This window comes from Chryseobacterium sp. GW823-FHT05E08 (genome assembly GCF_058795655.1).
Genome location: NZ_JBXAHY010000003.1, coordinates 457,680 through 483,585 on the forward strand (window position 1 = coordinate 457,680; position 25,906 = coordinate 483,585).

The following is a 25,906-nucleotide window of genomic DNA, read 5'->3' on the forward strand; positions in this document are numbered from 1 at the left end:
TTAAAACTATGAAATTTTTATATAATCATTTAGCAAGTCTGTTTTTGGTGATGTTTTTAGCATCGTGTATGAGCAAGCCTATGCCTCCTACTCCTCCAACAACATCAAATGATATTACAGGAAAAACCTGGAAACTTACAGAAATCAATGGTAAACCTATCGCTCTTAAAAATCCTAAAAGCAATCCTTATTTTTCATTAAATATGAAAGAAATGAGATACGAAGGAAATGGCGGGTGCAACGGCGTTGGCGGAACTTTCGAAATCAAACCTGAAGTGATGCGCATCAAATTCAACCAAGGAATGTCTACCATGATGGCTTGTGATGATCTGGAAACCGAACAATTATTCACAAAAGCTTTATTGGCAGCTGATAATTATTCTGTAAACGGTAATACATTAAGCCTTAATAAAGCAAGAATGGCTCCTTTGGCAAAATTTGTATTACAGGAATAACTTCATTTTTATAAAACACATCAATATAAATGAGTCACTCTACATAATGTAAAGTGACTCTAATTTTTCTGCATTCACCGTCTTCATCAATTTTTTTTTTTCATCTCACAAGAATCCTTGTGCCTTTTCTACATTTACCATCTTCATAATATTAGTGTTTTTTCACATTTACCTTCTTCATTAATTTTTTTCATCTAAATTAAAATGTAACTGAGGGAGTTACTTTTTTGTGGATAAAAGATAACAGAAGAAAATTGTATCAATCTGTTATCTTTATACACAAACACAACTAAAATTATTTTTTCAACTAGTGTTTTTTATCTAATTAATTAATTGCCGTAGCAACAATTGAGTTTTCTGACCAACTACCGCCAACACCTGCTAACTGAGCACCTGCTACCGTTCTACTAGCTTCCGTACCTCCAACAACATATCTATAAGTCTTATTTCCTCCAGAAGTATTATTGATCTGAACAGCACCAGTTGCAACGTTATATTTTTGCCCTCCAGTATAAGGTCCCGCAATTTGAAAACTAATTAAAGTAGGTCTGATAACGTCTGCAGATTGTATTCCTATCTGCCCTGCTGTCGTTAAGTTTTGATCTGAGAATGTACTTCTTACAAACATCCAGTCATCCGCAGCTAAAGTTCCGCCAGGGTTTATAAGAAGCGTAACGGTAACCATCCACTTCCCGGGTGGCAAAGTAACAGATGAACCTGTATATCTCATATCTGTACTTTTAGCGAAAGGAAGATTATAACCACCTCCTAAATTTCCTATTACAGTCTGACTTCTGGGAGCCTGCCATTCTGCGGTACCATTTGCATCCGTCGCGGTCAATACAGATCCAGTTGCTACCGTCCCGGCAGCAGTATTTTCAAATCTTCTTGTTCCAATCGTGTGGAAATTAGCTTGCGGGTCAACCGTTCCAACACCTACCCTTCCATTCTTATTCAATGTCATTAGCGCATTTCCTGTAGTTGGAACTCCTGCAAAAAGCTGTAATACATTTTGTGCTGCTCCGAGTCCATAGAAGTCATCTCCTGCAGTACTGTTCCATATTGCTAATTTTTTTCCTGCAGATGTTCCTAAATCCAAAATATTGTTTGGTGTAGCTGTCCCAATACCTATTCTATTGTTTCGTGCATCAACATTAAAGGTTGTTCCGTCAACAGAGAAGTGACTCGTTCCCGTAGTTGCTGTACTTGTAAATGCTAATGTATTACCAACTTGATTTACAGTACGATTTCCTGTAAGACTTCCATTTTGATTGTAAATATTGGTATCCGGAGAAGTTCCTGTGTTTATTTTAACCCAAACCGTTCCATCAAAATAATAATAACCTACCGCATTGATGTTTGCTGCATTTCCGCCAGTGCTTCCGTTAGCAATACTGTTTACATAAATCATTGTGGAAGTTGTAACTCCCGTCATCGTTTGTGCTTTTAGCCGGTCTACTCGTGGAACTAATAATCCTTCCGGTGTAGTGCCTGCTGTAGATTTAGCCACAACATCCAGGGTTGCATTTGGTGTTTGGGTATTGAAACCAACCTGCGCTTGGGCAATACCACCGATAATAAGGGCAATTGTTAAGGTAATCTTGTTTTTCATTTGTCTTAGTGTTGATTGTTTTTTCTTGCGGCATTAAAATCATGTTGAATATTTTCTTCACCAAAATGATTTATCGCTTTTAGAAGTTTTAAAGAGCTGTTGTGTTAAGCAGATCTTTAAGGTTTATATTAAATTTGTATTTTATTTTGACATACATTCGAAAAAAAATTAATTAGAATTTCGCATTCAATTAAAATTTTATTTTCTTACTAAACTACGTTGCAAATGTAGAACCAATAGGCGAAAAAATGAGTACTGCAATTTCACTTCAAAAACACAATACATTGATTTAATGCAACTTAAAAACACTCATGAAGTAATCATGAAGTGAATAAAAATCAATAAAAAACTAAACAAATAGTGGAGTTATTATCGAAAATAAATTATTCCAAATAAGTTTGGCATAGTAAAATATGTGACATATCTGAAAAGAAGACTGGACTTTTGTAAGATCATACAACGTTGGAGAATCCTTTGAAATTAAACATGAAATAATATTTATCAAATTCAACCAAGATTAACCTGTGAAGATTTGAAAACCGAACAATTACAACTAATCATAATTATTTTGTAAACGGAAATATATTAAGCCTTAATAAAGCAAGAATGGCTTCTTAGGCAAAATTTGTATTACAGGAATAACTTCATTTTTATAAAACACATCAATATAAATGAGTCACTCTACATCATGTAAAGTGACTCTAATTTTTCCGCATTTACCGTCTTCATTTATTTTTTTTCATCTAACAAGAATTCTTGTGCTTTTCCGCATTTACCATATTCATAATAATTAATGTGTTTTCTGCATTCACCGTCTTCATTATTTTTTTTCATCTAAATAAAATGTAACTGAGGGAGTTACTTTTTTGTGGATAAAAGATAACAGAAGAAAATTTTATCAATCTGTTATCTTTATACACAAACACAACAAAATATTTTTCACCTAGTGTTTTTTATCATATTATTTAATTGCAGTAGCGTAAATTGCAGTTTCTGCCCAAGTCCCTGCAAAGTTTTTGATAACTGTAGCAGAATTAGGACTTCCTCCTGTAACGGTATTTCCTGCAATATATCTGTATGTTTTAGCCGCAGTCGTTGAATTATCAATAAAAATCGTACCCTGTGCAACATCAAATTGTTGAGCATGCCCAGCTACTGCCGGTCCCTGTACTTTAAAACTCATCAAACTCGGAGATTTTACATCACCAGAAATTCCAAGAGTTGCTCCTATTGCAGGATTTCCTTCTCCAAAACTACTTCTAACATACATCCAGTCATCACCATCCAGAACCCCACTTACTCTAATAAGCTGAGTAACTGTAACCGCCCATTTTCCCGGAGGTAAAGTAATTGATCTTCCTGCATATTTGTAATTTCCATCACCTGCAAAAGGAATATCTAAACCTGTTGCTACATTCAATACACCAATTACAACCTCAGTGGCCGGTGTTCTCCATTCTGCAGTACCATTTACATCTGTTGCAGTTAATACAGAACCTGCAGTAACTGAACCCGCAGCAGCATTCTCAAATCTTCTTGTTCCAATTGTATGGAAATTAGCTTGAGGATCAATTGTTCCAACGCCTACTCTTCCATTCTTATTCAATGTCATCAACGCATTTCCATTAGCCGGAGCTCCTGCAAATAATTGTAGAACATTGGCAGCATTTCCAAATCCATAAAAATCATCACCGGCAGCACTGTTCCAAAGTGCTAGTTTTTTTCCGTTACCCGCACCAAGATCTAAAAGATTATTTGGTTTCTGTGTATTAATACCAATCTTTCCGTCTGTAGCAATAGTCATACGATATCCACTGTTAGCTACAAAGGACAGAGAGTGATTACTAACTGTACCAAAAGAAGCAAAATCAGTCCCCAGATAAGATCTTAGCTTTACCGTTTCGCTGGTATGCTGAAATCCGGCTCCGGCAGCATTGATGTCAACTGCTGTTTCAGGAGTTGCTGTACCAACACCGATTCTGTTATTTACAGCATCAACATTCAAAGTTGTTCCGTCAACAGAGAAATGACTCGTTCCTGTAGTTGCTGTACTTGTAAATGCCAATGTATTACCAACTTGATTTACCGTACGATTTCCGCTAAGATTTCCGTTTGTATTATAAATATTTGTGTCTGCGGAAGTTCCTGTGTTTATTTTAACCCAAACCGTTCCGTCAAAATAGTAATAACCTACAGAATTGATATTAGCAGCGGTTCCTCCCGTGCTTCCGTTAGCAATACTGTTTACATAAATCATTGTGGAAGTTGTAACTCCCGTCATTGATTGTGCTTTTAGTCGGTCTACTCTCGGAACCAATAACCCCTCTGGACTAGCACCTGTAGTAGATTTAGCTACAACATCCAGGGTTGCATTTGGTGTTTGGGTGTTGAAACCAACCTGCGCTTGGGCAATACCACCGATAATAAGGGCAATTGTTAAGGTAATCTTGTTTTTCATTTGTCTTAGTGTTAATTGTTTTTTCTTCCGGCATTAAAATCTGATTTATTGCTTTTAGAAATTTTTAAAGAGCTAGCGTTAAGCAGATCTTTAAGATTTATATTAAATTTGTATTTTATTTTGATCTGAATTCGAAAAAAAATTAATTAAAATTTAGCATTCAATTAAAATTTTATTTTCTCACCAAACTACGTTGCAAATGTAGAACCAATAGGCGAAAAAATGAGTACTGCAATTTTACTCCAAACCCACAACATGTTGATTTCATTAAATTTAACAACACTCATTAAGTAATCATGAAGTGAATAAAAATCAATAAAAAAACCAAACAAATAGTGGAGTTATTTCGTAATATGAGATAAAGAAATAAACTTTGGCATAGTAAAATATGTGACCTTATTAAACTGATGACCATCAATTTAATTTTTTCCTCAATCCTATTTTATGTTCCTCCAAGAATCTCAAAGAAATAAGACATTACATCATATTGGTTTGCTATCGAAAATACTCCGGTTGTTTGATTAAGTCTTAAAGTAGTTGTTCCTTGTACATAATTGTCCCAGCCAATAGATGTTCCATTACTGGTTAATAATGGTTTGGAATTTCCATAAGCATCTTTAATATTAATGTCAACAAACTTAATCGGGTTAGATGGCCCCGTTCCAATTATCGTAAACTCACCATAGGTATAAGATTGGGCAATTTCATTATTTGAATTATTACTGGCATCCACATAACATACAAAACGTACACGTGCTATCGTATTTGTATTGGGCAATACAATGAGGTTGAAATTTCTTCCCGGTCTGTATCCGCCTACCACACTTGTAAAACCTCTTGGAGGTATCGTCATTTGTCCGTTGTCTTTATCTACATGAAGCGGCCTTGCATAATAAGCCCATCCTGGTATGTTTCCTGCAACAGACTGGCTTAACCTCATTGTTCCTTCTATATCAAGACTATGAGAGGGCGTTGAAGTGCCTATTCCGACTCTATTATTGGCAGCATCTATAGATAAGGTTTTTTGATTTACAGAAAATGCATTAGTTGCTGTTGCATTAAATGCTAATCTATTCGCTCCCTGATCCACTATGCGATTTCCTAGCAATGCTCCGTCAATACTATACATATCATGATCAGTATCAAACTTAGTCCATAAATTTTCTTCGAATTTATAGTATCCGACTGCATCTATATTCACTGCAGTTCCCGATAAAGTTCCTGTGGTAACGTCATTTATATAAATCATTGTAGACGTTTTTATTCCGGTCATTGACTGTGCTTTTTCTCTATCAACTCTTGGTATCAAGATACCTTCAGCTATTGTTGAGTTTCCTGTGGAATTTTTAGCTTTAATATCAAATGTTGATTCAGGTTCAACGGTGTTCACTCCTATTTGTGCAAAACTGACAACATGAGCTAAGAATAAAAAAGAGGTTATCATTAAATTTTTCATTTCCTTTGTAATTAGCATTTATATTCCTCCTAGAGATTCAAAAAAGTATGTCATTTTATCAGTAGAGTTTTCTATTGTAAACTCCCCCGTTGTTTGATTCAGTCTTAAAGAGGTTACTCCCTGAGAGTTGTTATCCCAGCTTATTGTGGTAGGATCACTAGCGATCAGCGTTTTGGAATTTCCTTCACTGTCTTTTATATTAAGATCAATAAAGCTGATCCTGCTGGAAGTTCCTCTTCCCAGTATGGTAAAATCTCCATAGGTATACGCCTCAGATTCATTATTTTCGGTTGCGCTGCTGTCGTCTACATAGCATACGAAACGTACTCTTATTATTGTATTTGTGTTAGGAATATTGGCGAGGGTATAGTTTTGTCCCGCTTTATATCCACCTGATACTGTTGTAAAACCTCTTGGAGAAGTTATTACCTGACCTGTTGCTGTACTTACATACAATGGTCTTGCATTATTTAGTTGTGTAGAATTATTTTCAGCAACAGCCTGGCTTAGCCTTGCCGTTCCTTCTATGTCTAATGTTTGGGCAGGAGTAGCCGTACCGATTCCTACTCTGTTATTGGCTGCGTTTACAGAAAAAGTGGTTCCATCAACAGAAAATGCATTGGCTGCAGTTCCCGTAAATGCTAATGTTTTATCACCCTGATCTACTGTTCGGTTTTCTGTGAGAGATCCGTTGGTATTATACAGATTGGTATTTTGATCAACTTTCGTCCAAAGAGTACCATTGAAATAATAATATCCTGTTGTATCGATATTTGCAGCTGTTCCTGCTAGTGTTCCTGTTGCAATATCGTTTACATAAACCATAGTGGAAGTTGGCATTCCGGACATAGACTGTGCTCTTTCTCTGTCGACTCTTGGTATAAGCAATCCTTCAGGAGCTGTGGATATTCCCACTGAATCTTTAGCTTTAATATCAAGGGTAACCTTAGGATCAGGGGTATTTATACCTACTTGCCCGAAAGCAAGGCCTGAACATAGTATAGCAGATAAAATAATATACTTACTCATTTTTACTGTTTTTAAATTTGTTTTTGTGTGTTTTTAGAATCGTAATCAAAAAAAAGTGACCGGTGTATTTTTGATTGTTTGCGATAAATTTTCTGTTGCAAATCTACCACCAATGGCAGTAAAAATTCCTACTACAATTTAACTACTCTATTGTAAAATATTTTAAATCAACATATTACAAACTAACAGAAGTATAATTGAAGTATGTAAAAAACAGGCTTTTTTATTAGAATTATCTTATGAATTTTAAAAATTTGAAACTTTTCATTAATTTTATATGAAGTATTTTTTTAATCTTTACTTTTGTTTAATATAATTTTTCATGAACTTCTCTATTAATTTTATATTAAAAGCACTTTATCTTTTCACCATATTACTGGCAACTCAGTATATGTCGCAAAATCATACTTTAGCTGAGCTTGATACTATTACCCGACAGTACAAGAATAAAGGTGATCTGGAAGGTGCAATGAAATTTAATGTAGAAGCCCTTAAACACTATGAAAATGATAAAAATTCAGAAGGTATTACAAGTACATATATCAACATAGGAAACCTTCTCTGTACGCTCAACAGACATAAAGAAAGCCTGGAATACCTGGATAAAGCTGAGAAAGAAATCAAAAAAACAAAAGATCCTATCATAAAATCAAGATTATACAGTGAATATGGTAGAAATTATGCATTGTTGAAATTACTAAAACAATCCAATTTAATTTTTGACAAAGCCATTAATTACGCATGGAAAATCCCTTCCCAAAAGCAAAGAAATTATTATTTATATTATAATTACGCCTGGAAATGGGATAATTTCGATAATCTGAATGAGCTGGATTCTATGCATATGATGCAGAGAAAGTGCTTGAAAATTTCATCTGAACCTTTAATATTTGTCAAAATTGCAGATCAGTATGTTTCAAGAAAAATACATCTGGATTCTGCTGAGTATTATCTTAATAAAGCCCTTCCACTAGCTTCAACAGGAAAATATCCGATCCGCCAGAAAGCAATGGCTTTAATAACATTCGGAAATCTGTATACTGAAAAGAAGGAATATGAAAAAGCCTTAGATTATTATCTCCAGTCTCTTGCCGTCTCGCAAAAAATGAATAGCAGCACAGATATACGAGAGGTATACAAAGCTATTTCAAGAACATATAATTTCCTTAATGATAAAGAAAAAGCGCTGGAATATTACTCTAAATATTCTCTTCTAAGCGATAAAATTGTAAATGATGAAAAAAAAGCGCTTGGTATTGCAGTAGAAAAATCTATTCAGGAAAAAGAAGATGAGAAGAGTAAATTCTATTTGGTAATTTGTACTCTTGTTATTCTGTTTTTAATAATTGGCTACTTTATCCGAAGAAAATACATTCAGAAGCATAATAAAAGCAAAGAGATCATCGAAGAAAAATCTATTGAAACAGATGAGCTGAAAAAGAAGATCAATGTATCTTTTGATGAGGTCACAAAGTTAGCCAAAACCAATGATCCTTTTTTTCTGACACGTTTTAAAGAAGTGTATCCGGAATTCTATGAAAGCTTAATATCTCAGCATCCAAATATTACCAATCACGATGTAAAATTCTGTGCCTATCTTAAACTCGATCTTTCTAGTAAAGAAATTGCCCAATACGAAAACATCACCGTACGAGCAGTAGAGACAAAGAAATACAGGCTTAAAAAGAAATTGGAGCTTCCTGCCGAAACAGATCTTCAAAGATGGATACTCGATTTGTAAAATATTAAATCTTAAGATTTTCTGTAAATAAAGTAACAAACAAGAAGGCTTAAATTAACAAGAACAGAAAAAGCATTAGATAAAATAATGGGCAGTTCGTCCTTCATAATTCCGTACCAGACCCACAAAGAAACACCGGTAATAAGCACCAACAACATAACGAGTGAAAGATCTTCCACATTTTTTTCTTTCAGGACTTTTATCAATTGGGGAATCATTGAAGCTGAGGTAAGCACACCTGCAACAATACCTAAAACATTTTCATTCATGGCTTTATTTCTAGCTTGAAGATAATGATTTTTGTAGCATTTATGAATTTTAAATATATTATTTGCGAATATTCAAGATTATTTTTTTTAACGCAAAGGATCGCAAAGTTTTTTTTGAAATGATTGAGAATATTTTTCGTTCGCAAAGGCGTTTCACTCAGCGAAGAACGCGAATTTTTTAATTATACCAGATATTATTTTATTGAATTCAGAAAAACATTTAAATCTGTTTCCTTAACCAGACCTATTTTATATTTAATCTTCGTTTTATACACTCTCACACTTCCCGGAGTAATATTTTCTAAAAGAGAAACTTCTTTGGAGGATAAATTTAACCTGAAATAGACGCAAAGCTTTAATTCGTGTTCCGTTAAAAAAGGAAATCTCTCCGAGATCTTTTGCATGAATTGTTTGGTTTCTTCAGAACTTTCGCCAATAAAATCATGGTTTTTCTGATCAATTTGAAGGAGATTATTAATCTTGAAAAGCAAATCCTTAACGGTTTCTTCCCCATTAATATTTTTAGATTTTTTTATTTTCTTCAGATTTTCTAAAAATGCTTTTTCAGTTTCTATTTTTAAATTAAGATTAAGATGCAGGTTTTTAATTTTTCCTTTCTGAAGTTCAATATCTTTTTCAAGGTCTTCTTTATCGTTTTCCAATAGCGTATTCTGGCTTTCCAGCAGACGCCTTTCTTCCTTATTTCTCTTTCTTATTCTAATAATGGCTCTTATAAAAAATATGATGACAACAACTGCCAAAATGATCATTAAAGCTGTTTTTTTTCGTTGATCTGCAATTTTGTAATCATATTCCTGATTAATATTTTTAATAATATAACCGTTAAGAATATCTGAGACAGCATCTAAATCCCGAACTGTTTCTTTGTAAAATAAATTATTATACATTTCCAATTTCTTGGAATATAACTTGAGATTTTCAAAATCATTATTCTCAGCGTAATAGTTCTGAAGTAATGTACACGCCATTATTCCATCCTTTGTACTTTCTAATTTAGGCAGAGTTGCTACAACCCTTTCAACAAGTTTTTTGCTACTCAATGGCATATCCATATATTTATATACTTGAAGCAATTCTGCTGAATTTCTAATAATTATATATGGATTTCTATTAGCTTTTGCCATTTGAAACTCAGTTTGCTCATTATAATATTTTATAGCATTCGTATAATCTTTTTTAATAAAATAAAATGAACCTAAATTCCCCTTCATTATATTAATAAAGTAGAGTTCACCTTCCGATAATGATTTTTTGTTTTGAAGTATTTTAAGACCATATAAAGATAACCTAATGCTTGAGTCCACTTGTCCCATTCTTTGATCACACAAAGCAAAATTGTTATACATAGAGGCAATATATAGGGTATCTTTTTTACAGAGACTGTTCAACCCTTTTCCGAAATAAAGTTTGGCCTGATAATAATTATTGTGGTTAAAATACCATCTTCCCTTCATGTGATACAAATGTGGTAAAAAGGTCTTTTTATCAGATTTTTCTTCGATTTTTATAGCGGCATTTAAAAACTGCAAGCATAATTTTGGAGATGCTTCTTCAAACTCAAGAGCAAGATTAAAGTTACAGGCTGTGGTTATATAATCGTACTCATCATTATTAATTCTTAATAATTCGTAGATCAAAGATATTTTTTTGGATCTGTTATCAGGATAAAGAAACATCTCGATATACTTACTACTGATGAGGTATTTTAAATCCTGCGTTTTTTTATATTTTTCGTTTTCTTTAATGTATAAACCATAAATTTTTTCGCGATCATTGTTAAGTGCTGTATATTCTTTATCAAGCTGATAGAAATACTCATTATCATTCTGAGAATGACATGAATACAGGAAAAAAAATGATATTAAACAGAAAATTACAGTCCGATACATACTCTAAATTAGAAAAAAAAAGTCAGTAAAAATCACTTAATTTATTCAAAATTCAGAAATGAGAAATTCAATCTTTAGATAGTAAAAATCAGATTATAAAATACAATTAAAGGTAATTTATACAGTAAAAAAAACTGTTTTTAATAATAATTCTCAAGGCTAAATAATTAGATAAAATAATTATGGCACTCCCATAATTTACCAACATTTTCGTCTGTAAAACTAAAAAAATAAACAATTTGTAATAATTCTGTAGTACTTGGAAAACATTCTTATTCGAAGAGAAAATTAATACTCATAAAAATGTAATCTACTAAAAATAAAATTGTTACAAAAATAAAATTAACACTTTATAGTGAATAAAAGACCTCTTATTAACACCAATTAACACCTCATTTTTACCATTTTAAATCTTCACTCCATAGATTTGTTTAAAGTTTTACAGGAACAAAAACAGTTTTTTAACTCTAAATAAAATGTTATGAAGTCTTTTAAAAATATCGATGTAGGGAATCTAATTAGACAAAGAGTTACTGAATCCGAAATAGAAATTCCCAGAGTATGCAATTTTTTCAGCTGTACGGAAGAAGAAATTGAAGAAATGTATGAATCTAAAAGCCTCGAAGCAGATGTTATATTAAAATGGAGCAAATTATTAGAATACGATTTTTTCAGAATATACTCACAGCATCTTATTCTTTTTTCGCCACCAAGTAATGCTTACAGTGCAGACAGGGAAAAAACAAGTGCCCTGCCGCAATTTAGAAAAAATATTTATACAAAAGAAGTAATAGATTTTCTGGTAGAATTAATACAGTCCGGAGAAAAAAACATGAATGAAATAATAGATCAATACGGCATCCCAAAAACAACCCTTCACCGATGGACCGTAAAATACAGAAACCACGAATTTGAGAAAAAAAATAAAAATACATTCTAATTATTAAAAACAACACAAAATGGAAAGAGTAATCCCAAACTACAAAAGAATCTATAATGATATTATAGCAAGAGATCATCCTCACAAAGAGGATCAATGCAAAACCATTTTAAAAAAAGCAGATCTTTCAATGCTTGATGTAATTAAACTCAACAATATTATTTTCGGAATTAAAGATAAAGAAACCCTCGTTTTTAACCAGATGCACCGTTCTTACGACGAAAATACAATCTTGGAAATACTTGATTATCAACATAAAAACAACCTAAACAATACCCAATTGGCCAACCATTTCAAGCTCAGCCGAAATACTGTTACCAAATGGAAAAAACATTTTTCAAACAGGCATTTGCATTCTTTTAAGGCGTAGCAGTAATGAAAGACAATCCTTAAAAAAACACAATTTAGTATATGCCATAAAGACTAGATATAGAATGTATTGATTTTTATTTGTGTTTTATTATTAGTGTTTTCCCCCGATCGCAAGGTCTGTAGAAAAATCAAACATCTATTTTTTACCTTAATGATGCCTTACTGAATGTAAATGCCATTATTTAAAATTGTAACCAATCATACAACATATAATTATTAAGTGGAGATAGGAAGCGCAAATATTCATCAATGTTAAAAATTCATCCCCCTTTTACATTGTTTATTTGCGCCCTATTTTTAAAAAAAGTTAGAAAAAAAACATCTTCATAGTAATAGTAAAGTGGAAATAGAAGTTGCAGGGATCTGATTCATGATCTAGAATTAAGTCTTAGAACCTGCATTCTATTTTTTTTAAAGATGAATAATTGTATACAAAATGAATAAAATGGTCTCATAAGTTTTTTTAAAAATAAAGTTTGTACAGGAATGCGGACACTCAATCTTGATTTTCAATTTTAAGTGATTCGCATTCTTTTTTTTGTTTTAAATTTTAAAATATGTCTAAAAATCAGATAAAAACAATTCAATTTATATTAAGAACAAATAAATAATAATAAATTATATCTATAAATTACACAATAATATACTATAAAAACTACTTTTGTATTGCAAAACCACAAGTCATGTTTTTAAAATTTTACTTAAAAAAAACATTATATGTTCTCATTTTATTATTGATAAGTAACTATAATGCACAAATATATTCTATAAAAGAGCTCGACAGCCTTTCGGAGAAATACAGAACTGAAGGTAATATTAAGAAAAGTATAGAACTTAATATTGATGCCATAAAAAACTACGAAAAGCAAAACAATAAAAACGGCATAATAGCGGCTTATATTAATATCGGCGGCCTGTTCTGGAATCTTCACCGATATAAAGAAAGTCTGAAATACCTGGAGAGCGCAGAAACAGAATTAAGAAAAATAAAAAATCCTACCCTGTGCGCAAGAATGTATGGAGAATATGCCAGAAATTATGCTTCTCTAGGCCTTTTAGATCAATCTAATACAAGTCTGGATACTTCAATCTATTTTGCGAAACAAATCCCTGACAGAAAGGAAAAAGAAAAACTTTTATATTTTTACTATACCTGGAAAATAGCCAATTTTGAAGAACTTCGTGCTACAGATTCTATTAATTCTACACTGAAAAAACGTTTAAAGATTTCCATTCAGCCTCTTACCTATGTTTATATGGCTGAAAATTTTATTAAAAATAAAAAAACAGATTCTGCTGAATATTATCTAAACAAAGCCAGCCAAATGAGTGGTGATTTTAGTCATTATCAAAAATCTATGACTCTTCTTACTTTTGGCAAACTGCATACTGCGAAAAAAGATTATCCGAAAGCATTGGATTATTATCTTAAATCCTTGGCCATTTCTAAACAGATTTCGAGAAAAAGTGATATTAAAAACGCTTATAAACTGATTTCTATTACCTATGATTCTCTTGATGATATTGAAAAAAAGAATGAATACCTTCAAATGTATTCCAACATCAACGATAGCATTGCTGAATCCGAAAGAGAAGCCTTGAAAATACCGGTAGACAAGATCATACACCAGGAAAATGAGAAAGAAAAAAGCGAAAGATTAAAATATTTTATTTTAATATCCGGAGTTGTAGCTGCAGCAATTATTGTCGTTATCCTTCTTACAAGAAGATACATCAAAAAGCAGAAACAGGCCGAGGAAATAATCATCGAGACCATGCACGAAACAGATGAGCTAAAAAGCAAACTCAACGAAGCTTTTGAAGAATTATCTAAACTTGCCATGACCAACGATCCTTTTTTCCTAACGCGTTTTAAGGAAGTTTATCCTGAATTTTATGAAACATTGACGACAAAATATCCTAATCTTTCGGCAAATGATATAAAATTTTCCGCTTTTTTAAGACTAAATCTTTCAACTAAAACTATTGCGCAGTATAAAAACATTTCCATCCGTACCATTGAATCAAGAAAATATAGACTTAGGAAAAAACTAGACCTTCCGTCTGATGTTGATCTTAATAAATGGATGATGGAACTGTAATTTCTTTGTTAAAAAATAATTTTTAAAACCTTTGAATGAAATATTTTGAAGGTTTTTTTGTGACTTTTCATGTAATAACTCCTCAAAACCATTATTTTACCTTACATCAAAACTACTACTTAACAATATACAAACGATTAATAATCAAATACTTAATCACATCAAGTAAATTTGCAGTACTATATTATTCAAAAATAGACTATACATTTGTACCACATTCAAGTTAGTATTTCAAAAAACACAAATTTTGTTTCCTTAGCTTAATAAGGATTTAAATAGTGAGTGTAGCCCAAATAATACACTCACTATTTTATAAAGTTTAAAAAATTAATAAAAAGACATAATAAGGTTATTTAAATTTTACTTTATTAATAATTTACAACTTAATTAGAGTGAAGTGGAAGTAGGAATGCAAATATTTAATATAAAGACTCATCCCGTTTTCTATTAAATTTTGCTTCCTCTTTTTTAAAGAAAAAACTACAAGTTTATTTATAATAAGGGTTGGTAGTAAGTGAACTACAAGTAAGCTTACTACCTTTTTTAAAACCTATTGATTTTCCAGAAACACTCTTATTTTTTAAGATATTATATAATCCGATTTATTAAAATTTGCTTACAAATTTAGTCTTTGTGAAGTTTTTTTTCGAAGTAAGTAAATTAGAAAGGCTTGCAGGTATGTTGATTCATCCCGATTTTAAAATTAACATATCTGCTTCCTTTTATCAAAAACTTAAAACACATTTGAAATTAAACACATCTGCGAAAAAAAATTATCAAATCGTCCTATTTTCAGGGCGATTTTTTTGTCAATGGTCAACATATGTTTATGTAAATTTTTTATCTTCGTTAAATAAATCACGAATATGTTTCAAAAAAAATTCAGAAAGCTAGTATATATTTTATTTATACTCACCATTTCTCAATTTAAATCTCAAACTTATACTTTGGATGAGCTTGAAACTATTACGGAAAAATACCGTGCGGAAGGTAAGATTCAGGAACTTATTGATTTTAATAAAAAAGCTCTTTCCGAATATCAAAAACAAAACAATAAAGAGGGTGCTTTTGCTGCCCGTCTCAATATTTCTAATTACTTATCTTCTCAAAAGCAAAACAAGGAAAGTCTAACTTATTTAAACCAAGCTGAAAAAGATATAGATCATATCAAAAGCCCGGAACTAAGATCAAAATTTCATGGGACTTCTGCCCGAAATTATTTTGAATTGGCATTATACGAGCAATCTCTTGAAGGTTTTAATAAATCCGTAGAATATGCCTGGAAGGTATCTGATAAAGAAAAACAAAAAAAACGTTTATATCTTGGTTATTTCTGGAAAATGGCATGTTTTGAAGCATTAAAAATGCGGGACTCTATGATGAGCATGGAAAGAAAAATCTTAAAAGTTTCTCCTGAACCTCTTATTTATATCACAATTGCAAGCCGAAATCTGGATGAAAAAAAGCATGATTCCACAAAATACTATTTGGATAAAGCAATGACCATCGTTGATAAATCTTCTGTCTATCAGAAAGGAAGGATATTATTCAACTACGGAAGATTATATACAGAAAAGAAAGAGTACGAGAAAGCTTTAGGCTATTATATGCAGGCACTTGAAATTTTTGAAAAAATGAAAAGCAAGGATGGCCAAAGAATGACCTATAAATTAATCTCCGAAACCTATAGCTCTTTAAATAACAACGATAAATCTTCAGAATTCCTTCAAAAATATACAATAGTAAATGACAGTATCATTAATGAAGAGAAAGAAGTTATTCATGTTAACGTAGAAAAAGCTTTACACCAGAAAGATCAACATGAAAAAACTGAAAAGACTAAGCTATATGTTTTAATCTTCGGTATTGTTATCGCTTTTCTAGTTTCAGGATATTTCATTGGTAAATTTTACATTACAAAGCAGAAACGCAAGAATAAAGTGATTATTGAAAAATCACGCGAAGCCAATATACTAAAGAAAAAACTTAATCCTGCATTTGAAGAAGTAATACATCTTGCTAAACATGGTGATCCTCTTTTTCTTACCAGATTTAAAGAAGTATATTCTGATTTTTATGAAAAAATGGTAGATCAGTATCCTAACCTAACCTCAAATGAACTTAAATTCTGTGCATTATTGAAATTAAACTTTTCCAGCAAAGAGATTATGGATTTTGAAAACATAAGCCTTCGTACCGTTGAAACCAGAAAGTATAGGCTTAGAAAAAAAATAAACCTCTCTTCCGAAATCGATCTTAATAAATGGATGATGGAACAGTAGTTTTACAATCCATTTTCAGAATAATAAAATATTTCTCCGTCTTTATTCAAAGCCTGTATTTTTTACAGGTTTTTTGTTTTTAATTATAATTTCGCACAAGAAAAGCGGTTTTACAACCTACTGCATTTCCACTTGAAAAACAACACAATCAACTGATAGTCAAACTAGTCGTATATGCGTAGTAGTTGAGTTCCCCTCTACTGTCAGTACATTTGTACAAGAATTCTCACACAAACTATTTTGAAGAAAAAAACCGGTTATTTTCTGAGGTACGATTCTAAATACACATTAAGGAAAAAGAAAAAATAGCACAAAACAATTAAACAAAAAACAAGCAAATTGAAATTTTCTAGAACATAATTATCCCTCTTACTATTTACTACTTTCACAGGCCGTAAAAACACAATAAAAACTTATCACTAAAATCTAAAGGAATGATAAAAAAAATAATAAAGTTGATACATCAGCTCAAAACCCTCTATAGAAACAGAAAAATAAAAAATTATGTTGATTGATTAATTCTCACTTTATTTCGAAGAAAGACCGGTCTTTTTTATAGATATGATTCTAAATACACAAAGAAAAATTAAAAACAAAAAAATCTAAGAAATGAAAAAAATTATAATCACAGGATTTCTGTGTATCGGTTCAATTGTCTTTGGGCAGGTTGGTATGAATACTGCCAATCCTCGAGGTGCATTAGACATCAACAAAAACGATAATACCAATAATATGGGTCTTATACTTCCTACCAATTCAGATGTGATAAACATCATTACCCCACAGGGAGGAAATGTGATCCCAGGAACTATTATTTACGACAGCGCTCAAGACTGTGTAAAATATTATAAAAAAACGGATCAGTGGAGCAACTGTATACAATTTTCTGCAACAACTGTTATGAAAACGGCAAACAATAATTCTGTACAGAAGAATATAACAACACAACTATTCAAATCAAAACAAAAATAAGATGAAAAAAACGTTAACACTGGCAATACTTTTTATTTGGGTATTGTCTTTTGGGCAAATTGGTATAGGAACTCCCTCTCCAAGAGGAGCTTTAGATATTAATAAGCCTACTACCAACAATATGGGATTGGTATTACCCACCAATTCTGATGTGAACAACATTTTGAATCCTTTGGGAGGATCCGTAGTCCCTGGAACAATTATCTATGACAGTACCAATGATTGTGTAAGACTATATCAGGGAACAAATACATGGAGCAATTGCTTAAGTGATACTATCTGTGAACCTGGAGAAGAGCCAACGCTTAGTCTTGACTGTACAAAAGCAGCAATGCAAGGAGAACTTATCGCTGGTGTACAGGCTTCAGGTGTTACTTTTACCATTTCTTATACAGGAGGTAATGGCTCTGCTCATAGTGGACAGATCGTACAATCTACAGGAGTTACAGGATTAACAGCTACCCTGGCTCCCGGAAACTTCAATAACGGAACTGGTAATCTAATGTATATCATCTCAGGAACACCTTCTTCATCAGGAACTGCCAACTTCGCTATTAATATTGGCGGACAGACATGTATTGTAAGAAGAGTTGTAACCGAACAGTTGCCAGGCGACATAGGTTATTTACAATGTAATCAGACTGTTGAAAATGGTACATTAACGGTCGGATTACCTGCTGCTGCAAACGTAACAACAACAATACCATATACCGGTGGAGATGGTGGATCTTACGCCGGAGAAGTAGTACAGTCTCTTGGCATAACAGGTCTTACCGCTACTCTATTACCCGGAAATTTTGAAGATGGAAACGGAACTCTTACCTATACTATTACAGGTACACCATCTTCGACAGGTGTGGCAAGCTTTATCGTCCATGTAAATGAATATGAATGTCTGTTTACTAGAATAATAGAAAACAGCGGTCCCGCATTTACCTTAAACTGTAGCGGAGCGTCACATACCGGAACTCTAACAAGTGGAACCGCTGCTTCAAACGTACAGTCTGTCATCTCATATACAGGAGGTAACGGAGGAACACACAATGGGCAAACCGTAACTTCTACTGGGGTTACAGGATTAACAGCCACACTTGCAGCCGGGAGCTTTGCCAACGGTGCTGGAACACTTACCTATACCATTACCGGAACACCTTCTACTTCTGGTACCGCTAGTTTTGCCATCAATATAGGAGGGCAGACATGCACCATTACAAGAAATGTAGTAACAGGAGCAGGGACAATAGCTGATTTAGACTGTAGCGGAGCCTCACATACCGGAACTCTAACAAGTGGAACCGCAGCTTCAAACGTACAGTCTGTCATCTCTTATACAGGAGGTAACGGGGGAGCACACAATGGGCAAACCGTAACTTCTACTGGGGTTACAGGATTAACAGCCACACTTGCAGCCGGGAGCTTTGCCAACGGAGCTGGAACGCTTACCTATACCATTACCGGAACACCTTCTACTTCTGGTACCGCTAGTTTTGCCATCAATATAGGAGGGCAGACATGTACCATTACAAGAAATGTAGTAGCAGGAGTAGGAACAATAGCCAATTTAAATTGTAACGGAGCCACCCATACAGGAACCCTTACAAACGGAACTGCAGCTTCAAACGTAAAATCTGTCATTTCATACACCGGAGGTAATGGTGGAGCACACAACGGGCAGACCGTAACTTCTACTGGGGTTACAGGATTAACAGCTAAACTTACAGCCGGAAGCTTTGCCAACGGGAATGGAACACTTACCTATACTATTACAGGAACACCTTCTACTTCTGGTACCGCTAGTTTTGCCATCAATATAGGAGGGCAGACATGTACTATTACAAGAGTGGTATCTCAAGGATTGCCACCTATTGATAATACAACTACATGTAATGGAACTTTACTTTCAGGGCAGATTAGTGGAAGTCAGACAATGACCGTAAATGGAAAAAGTGTTACAGCTACTTACAGTAATGCATTATATACTTCTGCTGGTACTTATGGTGTTAGCAAATGCGACACTGGTGATAATTTTGGATCTGGAAGAATAGAATTTATGGGTCCTCAAAATTCTACTGATACAGGTAAGAAAGATAAAAGTGGCCAACCAATTTACTCCTACCCATCAACTTCTAGGATAAAAATACAGTTTAATAAACCTGTGACAAATTTAAAAGTATTTCATAGAGCTATTAATTTTAGTGAAAGATATGTCTATACTTTTAAATTAAAAGGTCAAGTAATAAGCCCTACAATGCAATTAATATGTAATACAAATAATAATTATCAACTATCTTCAAATATAGTAACATCTACTTCGGTTGCAGGTCCAAGTGCAATTGCAAATGGTATATATATAATAGGAAATGCATGGTTTGATGAAGTTGAAATCAATGGAACTCAAACTGGTGGTGAATCTTCCGATGTAGCACAAAAACCAGCAGGAAGTTATGCCGTATTTTGTCTAGGAGCAGTACAATAAACAGTTAACATTTATAATCCTCTCCCAAATATAAAGGATCATACAAAAACTACAGCCCCAAAGTAGGTATGATCCTTAAAAAAATTAAAACTGCTTTTCATCAGTTTTTAGTGTTTGTGTCTTTTATTCGCTCTGCATTTTAGCAGAGCGAATTTTTTAATGATAAAGCTTCAATAAATATTCCCTTTAACGCAAATGATCTGAGAACTCATCCCCTGCTACTTACATTTTTATTCCTAAGAAGTGATAATTTTCTGCAGTCCTATTTTGAGGTAAGCTAACCCCAATATATACGTTCATCATATATCAATTGAGGTTCATAAATAATCTGTATACGTAGTACAATCATCGGTTGAGGTTACAGAAAGATCTTACAAGGTTTTATGTATGAATTGTAAGGTTACGGAATGGTTCTTTCAGGTTATTTTAAACAATACTTAGGTTGGAGAACCTAAAACAACAGATAGAATATATCGTCAGAAGGTTATATCACCCCATCTTACCATTGCTTAACCTCACAGGATCATTATATCACCCAAACAGAACATTCAAAAACCTTAATCATCTATTAAATAACGGATATCTATCATAAAAAATCCTTAAACGTTGGGTTTAAGGATTTTTTTGTAAGTTTTATTAATTATTTACTGCTTGCCGGAGGAGGGGTTTCTGTTGTTTTTGAAGTTCTGGAGAAAAACTGTTTCAAATCATTCTGCTTGGTTTCAAACCCGGGAATTGCTGTTCCGGCTTTGTAGGCTGTATAGGCATAGTCTGTAAGTGCAGCCTGATAACTGTCGTAGTCATGCAGGGTTTTAGCATTGTTCAATCTTGAGATAAGATTATCCAGCCTTGCAATCATCCCTTCAAGATTTTGGCGGGAGGTCTGATCTTTTTTAAATTCTTCCCAGTCTACTTCGGGAGAGCTTAACGTAGACTGATTTTTGTTGTAATCATACACTTTATTCACAAACAATTTATTCTGTTCATTGATGCTTCCATATTTTCTGCGGTCATCCGGAGACAGATTGATGTTAATGATTGTAAGTGCACTTTCTAGTTGGGAAAGCGCATCATTTGCAGTGTCAACTTGTGCAGCTGTAAGGTGAGTGTTGTTAAGATTTGTAATCGGCATAATGTGTTTTTTTAAGGTTTGTATTTTTTTTAATGGTCGCTAATATAATAAAAACTGCATGTCTGGGATATCAATACAAATAATTTTAACAAACATTATTACAAAGTCTTAAAAAGCTATTGTAAGCTTGTTCATTAATGATTTTAAGCAAATTGGAGCTGAAGTTAAAATATATAACCAACTACTTTAAAATGTAGAAAAAAATGACTGTTTTTGATCTATTCTTTAGAATAAAGCAAGATGAATCTTTAAGAAAAATTTTAACAAAATTAGTTTTATTCTATCTTTTTGATTATTTATTATTTTTTGATGTAAAGAAATCAGCTGAGCGTTTATCACTAAATATATTTTCTAAAAAACAGACAGTAAATACTCTACTGCATTTTTACTTGAAAAGCAAAACAAACAACTGATAATCAATCTAGTCGTATATACGTAGTAGCTGAAAAGCACTTCTCTGTCCGTAAATTTGTACAAGAATTACAACACAAACTATTTCGAAGAAAAAACCGGTATTTCTTTTAGGGATGCGATTCTAAACACACAAGGACAGAAAAATTTCAACAACAAACAATCAAACTAAAGAAATGAAAAAAACAGCATTTATTTTAGCTTTATTATCTTCATCACTTGCGTTTTCACAAGTAGGTATTAATACTCCAAATCCTCAAGCGACGATAGATATATTAGCAAAAAATACAACAGGTACGTCTACCAATGTAGACGGATTACTGATCCCCAGAGTTGATAGAGAAAGAGCTCAGAGTATGAAGGATATTCCCACTTCTACCCTACTTTATATCAATAATGTGACTACAGGATTACAGACAGGAATAGCACAAAATATAGATGCTATTGGCTACTATTATTATAATGGAACTGCATGGATAAAACTAAATCCCATTGATGGAAATATTTATACCTCAGACGGAACCCTTACAGAAAACAGAACGGTAATACAGGCAGATAAAACATTAGCTTTTACCGCTAATTCTAACAATGCTTTTTCAGTTGATGGTTCTACATTTTCTATAGATGCAGCTAAAAATGCTGTAGGTATCGGAACAATTACCCCTGGAAGTAAACTTTCAATAATAGGTAATTTAGCATTAGGAACTAATTATGCCGGATTATCAGCTCCACAAAATGGAGCAATTATTGAAGGAGCAGTAGGAATTGGCACCAGTAATACATCACGCGCTAAGTTTAGCGTTGTCTCTCAGAATGATGACGGAGCCAATGAATATCATTTTGATGACTATAGTGGCTCAAGTAATACATACAACGCCATTCGTTTCCATAAATCCCGCGGCACTGTAGCTGCTGCTGCCAATCTTAAACCTGGTGATAATATAGGTTCTCTTGAATTTATTCCTCATTTTAACGGAAAAATAGAATCTTACCATAACGGAACGGGAATTAATGCAAAATACGAAGGAAACGGTACAGACAACCTTACTTCTTTACGCTTTTTTACAAGTGGAGATATGCCCATATCAGGAGAAAGAATGCGTATAGATCCTACAGGAAAAGTTGGAATAGGAACTACCGCACCTACCAATCTTTTACATATTAGCTCGTCCACAACCGGAGCTGTGAAAATTGTAGACGGAACTCAAGGAGCAGAGAAAGTGCTTACCTCTGACGCTGATGGCGTCGCTACTTGGAAACAAGTTGCTACCACCTTTGGCACTTTAAATTTACCCAATATAAAGTATACTTTTCCTAAAAATACAGACTCAGCAAAATATACAGGAGTTCCGATCACCTTACCTCCGGGGAAATGGTTACTCAATCTTACCATGGGTATGGATATTGAATCTGCTTCTGATGAATATAAAAAAGGAAGCTTATTCATAAGATTCAGATTGGGAGATTCTACGGCAGATATGTCAATATTCAATTTCAGTGCAGATGCCCTTTCTCCCAAATTAGCGTCCGGAAGTTTTTCACTTTCACAAGATAGAGGAATTGTAAATGGAAACTTAGTAATGAATAATACTTCTGGAAAAAATAAGACTTACTATTTGTTTGTTGATAGAAATAGCAGTCCTGCTGAATCTACATTCACCGTCCAGTTTGGATGGAATGAGGCTGCTATTACTTATCAAAAAATACAATAAAACAGTTTCATTAAGGGTAGTCACATTAATTCTAAAAGAATTTATTTAAATGAAATTACAATAACTCTTAGTGAACAAATACTTAGCTTAAATTATTATTTGTACTTGTTATTCGCTCTGATATTTTTCAGGGCGAATTTCAAAATAAGATAAGATTCGTTATAAAGCAGTGAAAAACATACTACATTTTAACTCAAAATAAATCTGTAAAATTTTAACTTTCAGTAGATTGCAAAATTGAAGTATAATTGTAGTAATAGACTTTCCAATAATCTGCTATAAATTTGCTAAAGCTTTTAGCTAACAACCCAGTTCTTTTGAAAATGCTATTCTAAAGTTTTCAAAACAATTTTTATTAACACCTGCATTATGCACAATTTAAAAGAAATACATATAGGATCATTAATCAAAAAAAGAGTTACGGAGTACGATATTAATATTTCCAGAATTTGTAATTTTTTCAGCTGTGATGAGCTATTGATTGATGAAATGTACAGGAGTGATTCTTTAGATTCTGCTCATTTATTAAAATGGAGTAAGTTGCTTGAGTATGATTTTTTCAGAATATATTCTCAACATTTAATTCTTTATTCACCGCAATCGTCCTCTCAATCTCATCAATCAAAAGTCGAAAAAACAAGCTTACCTCAGTTTAGAAAAAATATTTATACCAAAGAAATAATTGATTTTATAATAGAGCTTGTTGAAACTAAAAAGAAAACAAAGACTCAGATTATAAAAGAATATAAAATACCAAAAACCACTCTCTATAAGTGGATCGCCAAATATAAAATAAATAACAATGACGGAAAACAGTAAACTTATGGAAAACAACATTTCAAACGCTCCGGACTATAAAAGGATCTTCAATGATATGATACAGATGAAGTTTCCCGAAAAAGAAAAAGAATGTCAAAATATATTAAGTAAAAAAGAATTATCTAGTTTGGATATTCTTCATCTTAATGAAAAAATATTCGGAACCGAGGATAGAGAAACTCAAATATTCAATCAGTCTCACAGATCTTATGACAAGGAAACTGTGATTGAAATTTTGGAACTTCAGAAGAAAAACAACCTGAATAATTCAGAGTTGGCAAGAGATCTGAAAATGAGCAGAAATACCATTACCAAATGGAAAAAAATGTTTGCTGCTTAATACTATTTAGAAATAATTTCAATTTTTAATTAATATTTTACTTAGAGCCAAAGATTTAATATAAATCTTTGGCTCTTTTTTATATTCAACAAATTAAGCTATATCTAAAAAATAATTCCAAGAGTCTTTTTAAATAAAATTTGATGTTTTTAAGCACACTAAAAGAGTCAAATTATCAGTTTTTTTCTTACAAAATCATAAGTTTAGTTCATGAAAAAAACCGAAGATTGAAATAAATCTTCGGTAAACACTAAAACTAGAAAGATCAGGGATATTGGGGAATAATATCCCTGTATTTCTATAAAAAACACTAACTATGAAAACTAAAACTACGTGTATAGCTTAGGATATTTCTTCATCAAAAAAAGGAAACAAGGACAATGGGAATTTTGCCCTTGCTTCCGGGTAAACACTAAGTCTGAAAACTTAAACACTAATTTTTCATCATTTGTTTTTTTATTTTCTTCTAAAAGATCTAGAAAAAGACAGGGCAATGGAATATGAGTAATGTACGGGATCCCTGCCTTTAACTAAATCAAAATATAATTAAAATTGTTTTTTAATTTAAGAAAAGCTTTAATTATGCTTTCTCGTATAGAATTTATTGAGCATTTCCTATGGAAATAGTGAATTGTGATAATTGAGTACCAATACCTGAATCTGTAATGGCAATAGAATCAAACCAAACTCCTCCAAAATTATAAACTATTCCTGATGTACCAATACTAGTACTCACAGTAATATTTGTTGTAGCATCATCAATTGTAAAATTATTATTACAGCCACCATTAGGAGCTACAGAAATTACCGGTGATACTTTTACACCACCTTTCGTCAATACAAATGAAAACTTGTTACCTGAGTTTGAACCTGCTTGAAGTACTTTGAAGTTAGTGACTTCTCTATTAAAATCAATTATAGTATGAGATCCAGAAAATCTGAAGTTTGAAGCAGTAACTCCACAATTGGTAACAGACCCTGAGGGTTTTTCAACATCACCATAATTTCTAAATTTCGCAGTAACAAGTAATCCATCCACAGTACCAGTTGCAGTACCATTACTTACCGTGTAAGGAATTCGAAATCCTGTTGGGGAAAGTGAAAGATCGGGAGGTGGCACTACGGGAATCACTGTACAATCATTTCCTATCCAGGAAGTACCGTTCCAATATTCCATACAATTATCATCCGTATTATAGATCCACGATCCTGCCGGTTTAGGATTGATACCATCTCTCTGCGCTATTGTAAGTCTGGGAGGCAAAAATCCCTTATCTATGGAAAACACCTCGAGCATAGCACTGGGGCTAGGGTTTGGAGTACCTACACCCACCTGCCCGAAGACTAATGCCCCAATACTTATCATCGCTGTGATTAATATTTTTTTCATTCTTAATTTTTTTAATTTTAAAGTACAT

The 25,906-nt window shown here is 32.8% G+C and carries 19 protein-coding genes; 11 read left to right on the forward strand and 8 right to left on the reverse strand.

Annotation, left to right across the window (positions count from 1 at the left end; translation table 11 throughout):
* The first annotated feature begins 8 nt into the window (after positions 1–8).
* Complete coding sequence (locus AC1Q7L_RS12525) at positions 9–455, forward strand: META domain-containing protein (RefSeq protein ID WP_492306231.1); 447 nt, start codon at positions 9–11, stop codon at positions 453–455.
* Between the two features lie 325 nt (positions 456–780).
* On the opposite strand, the gene AC1Q7L_RS12530 is transcribed toward AC1Q7L_RS12525, so the two are convergent.
* From AC1Q7L_RS12530 to AC1Q7L_RS12545, 4 genes are all read right to left on the reverse strand, one after another.
* Positions 781–2,067 carry a phage tail-like protein gene (locus tag AC1Q7L_RS12530; protein WP_492306232.1) on the reverse strand — a complete coding sequence of 429 codons (1,287 nt, stop codon included), beginning with the start codon at positions 2,065–2,067 and terminating at the stop codon, positions 781–783.
* Between the two features lie 961 nt (positions 2,068–3,028).
* Complete coding sequence (locus tag AC1Q7L_RS12535) at positions 3,029–4,525, reverse strand: phage tail-like protein (protein WP_492306233.1); 1,497 nt, start codon at positions 4,523–4,525, stop codon at positions 3,029–3,031.
* Between the two features lie 442 nt (positions 4,526–4,967).
* Positions 4,968–5,981: a phage tail-like protein gene (locus AC1Q7L_RS12540; protein WP_492306234.1), complete on the reverse strand. Its 1,014-nt coding sequence runs from the start codon at positions 5,979–5,981 to the stop codon at positions 4,968–4,970.
* An 18-nt stretch (positions 5,982–5,999) separates the two neighbouring features.
* Complete coding sequence (locus AC1Q7L_RS12545) at positions 6,000–7,010, reverse strand: phage tail-like protein (RefSeq protein ID WP_492306235.1); 1,011 nt, start codon at positions 7,008–7,010, stop codon at positions 6,000–6,002.
* Between the two features lie 322 nt (positions 7,011–7,332).
* On the opposite strand from AC1Q7L_RS12545, the gene AC1Q7L_RS12550 reads away from it, so the two are divergent.
* Positions 7,333–8,751: a tetratricopeptide repeat protein gene (locus AC1Q7L_RS12550; RefSeq protein WP_492306236.1), complete on the forward strand. Its 1,419-nt coding sequence runs from the start codon at positions 7,333–7,335 to the stop codon at positions 8,749–8,751.
* Between the two features lie 11 nt (positions 8,752–8,762).
* On the opposite strand, the gene AC1Q7L_RS12555 is transcribed toward AC1Q7L_RS12550, so the two are convergent.
* Entirely contained in the window at positions 8,763–9,020 is a 258-nt protein-coding gene (locus AC1Q7L_RS12555; RefSeq protein WP_410693177.1) for a SemiSWEET transporter, read from the reverse strand.
* A 194-nt stretch (positions 9,021–9,214) separates the two neighbouring features.
* Positions 9,215–10,930: a helix-turn-helix transcriptional regulator gene (locus tag AC1Q7L_RS12560; protein ID WP_492306237.1), complete on the reverse strand. Its 1,716-nt coding sequence runs from the start codon at positions 10,928–10,930 to the stop codon at positions 9,215–9,217.
* Positions 10,931–11,411: 481 nt separating this feature from the next.
* On the opposite strand from AC1Q7L_RS12560, the gene AC1Q7L_RS12565 reads away from it, so the two are divergent.
* The 6 genes from AC1Q7L_RS12565 to AC1Q7L_RS12590 all read left to right on the forward strand — a co-directional run bounded on the left by AC1Q7L_RS12565 (position 11,412) and on the right by AC1Q7L_RS12590 (position 20,074).
* Positions 11,412–11,870: a transposase gene (locus AC1Q7L_RS12565; protein ID WP_410693175.1), complete on the forward strand. Its 459-nt coding sequence runs from the start codon at positions 11,412–11,414 to the stop codon at positions 11,868–11,870.
* A gap of 19 nt (positions 11,871–11,889) precedes the next feature.
* Positions 11,890–12,240 carry a helix-turn-helix domain-containing protein gene (locus tag AC1Q7L_RS12570; RefSeq protein ID WP_410693174.1) on the forward strand — a complete coding sequence of 117 codons (351 nt, stop codon included), beginning with the start codon at positions 11,890–11,892 and terminating at the stop codon, positions 12,238–12,240.
* Between the two features lie 685 nt (positions 12,241–12,925).
* Entirely contained in the window at positions 12,926–14,344 is a 1,419-nt protein-coding gene (locus tag AC1Q7L_RS12575; protein ID WP_492306238.1) for a tetratricopeptide repeat protein, read from the forward strand.
* A gap of 866 nt (positions 14,345–15,210) precedes the next feature.
* A complete protein-coding gene (locus AC1Q7L_RS12580; protein WP_492306239.1) occupies positions 15,211–16,626 on the forward strand; it encodes a tetratricopeptide repeat protein in 1,416 nt (471 codons plus the stop codon).
* Between the two features lie 609 nt (positions 16,627–17,235).
* The gene (locus AC1Q7L_RS12585) at positions 17,236–17,598 is read left to right on the forward strand and encodes a phage tail-like protein (RefSeq protein ID WP_492306240.1); all 363 of its coding nucleotides are present in this window, start codon (positions 17,236–17,238) and stop codon (positions 17,596–17,598) included.
* 1 nt (position 17,599) lies between these two features.
* Positions 17,600–20,074, forward strand: a complete 2,475-nt coding sequence (locus AC1Q7L_RS12590; RefSeq protein WP_492306241.1) for a hypothetical protein — start codon at positions 17,600–17,602, stop codon at positions 20,072–20,074.
* A 640-nt stretch (positions 20,075–20,714) separates the two neighbouring features.
* Here AC1Q7L_RS12590 and AC1Q7L_RS12595 read toward each other — a convergent pair.
* Positions 20,715–21,206, reverse strand: a complete 492-nt coding sequence (locus AC1Q7L_RS12595; RefSeq protein ID WP_492306242.1) for a hypothetical protein — start codon at positions 21,204–21,206, stop codon at positions 20,715–20,717.
* Positions 21,207–21,793: 587 nt separating this feature from the next.
* On the opposite strand from AC1Q7L_RS12595, the gene AC1Q7L_RS12600 reads away from it, so the two are divergent.
* The 3 genes from AC1Q7L_RS12600 (at position 21,794) to AC1Q7L_RS12610 (ending at position 24,488) form a co-directional block, all read left to right on the forward strand.
* The gene (locus AC1Q7L_RS12600) at positions 21,794–23,329 is read left to right on the forward strand and encodes a phage tail-like protein (protein ID WP_492306243.1); all 1,536 of its coding nucleotides are present in this window, start codon (positions 21,794–21,796) and stop codon (positions 23,327–23,329) included.
* A 369-nt stretch (positions 23,330–23,698) separates the two neighbouring features.
* Entirely contained in the window at positions 23,699–24,148 is a 450-nt protein-coding gene (locus AC1Q7L_RS12605) for a transposase (RefSeq protein WP_492306244.1), read from the forward strand.
* Positions 24,149–24,152: 4 nt separating this feature from the next.
* Positions 24,153–24,488 carry a transposase gene (locus AC1Q7L_RS12610; RefSeq protein WP_492306245.1) on the forward strand — a complete coding sequence of 112 codons (336 nt, stop codon included), beginning with the start codon at positions 24,153–24,155 and terminating at the stop codon, positions 24,486–24,488.
* A 601-nt stretch (positions 24,489–25,089) separates the two neighbouring features.
* Here AC1Q7L_RS12610 and AC1Q7L_RS12615 read toward each other — a convergent pair.
* The gene (locus tag AC1Q7L_RS12615) at positions 25,090–25,878 is read right to left on the reverse strand and encodes a phage tail-like protein (RefSeq protein WP_066751638.1); all 789 of its coding nucleotides are present in this window, start codon (positions 25,876–25,878) and stop codon (positions 25,090–25,092) included.
* Positions 25,879–25,906 lie beyond the last annotated feature (28 nt).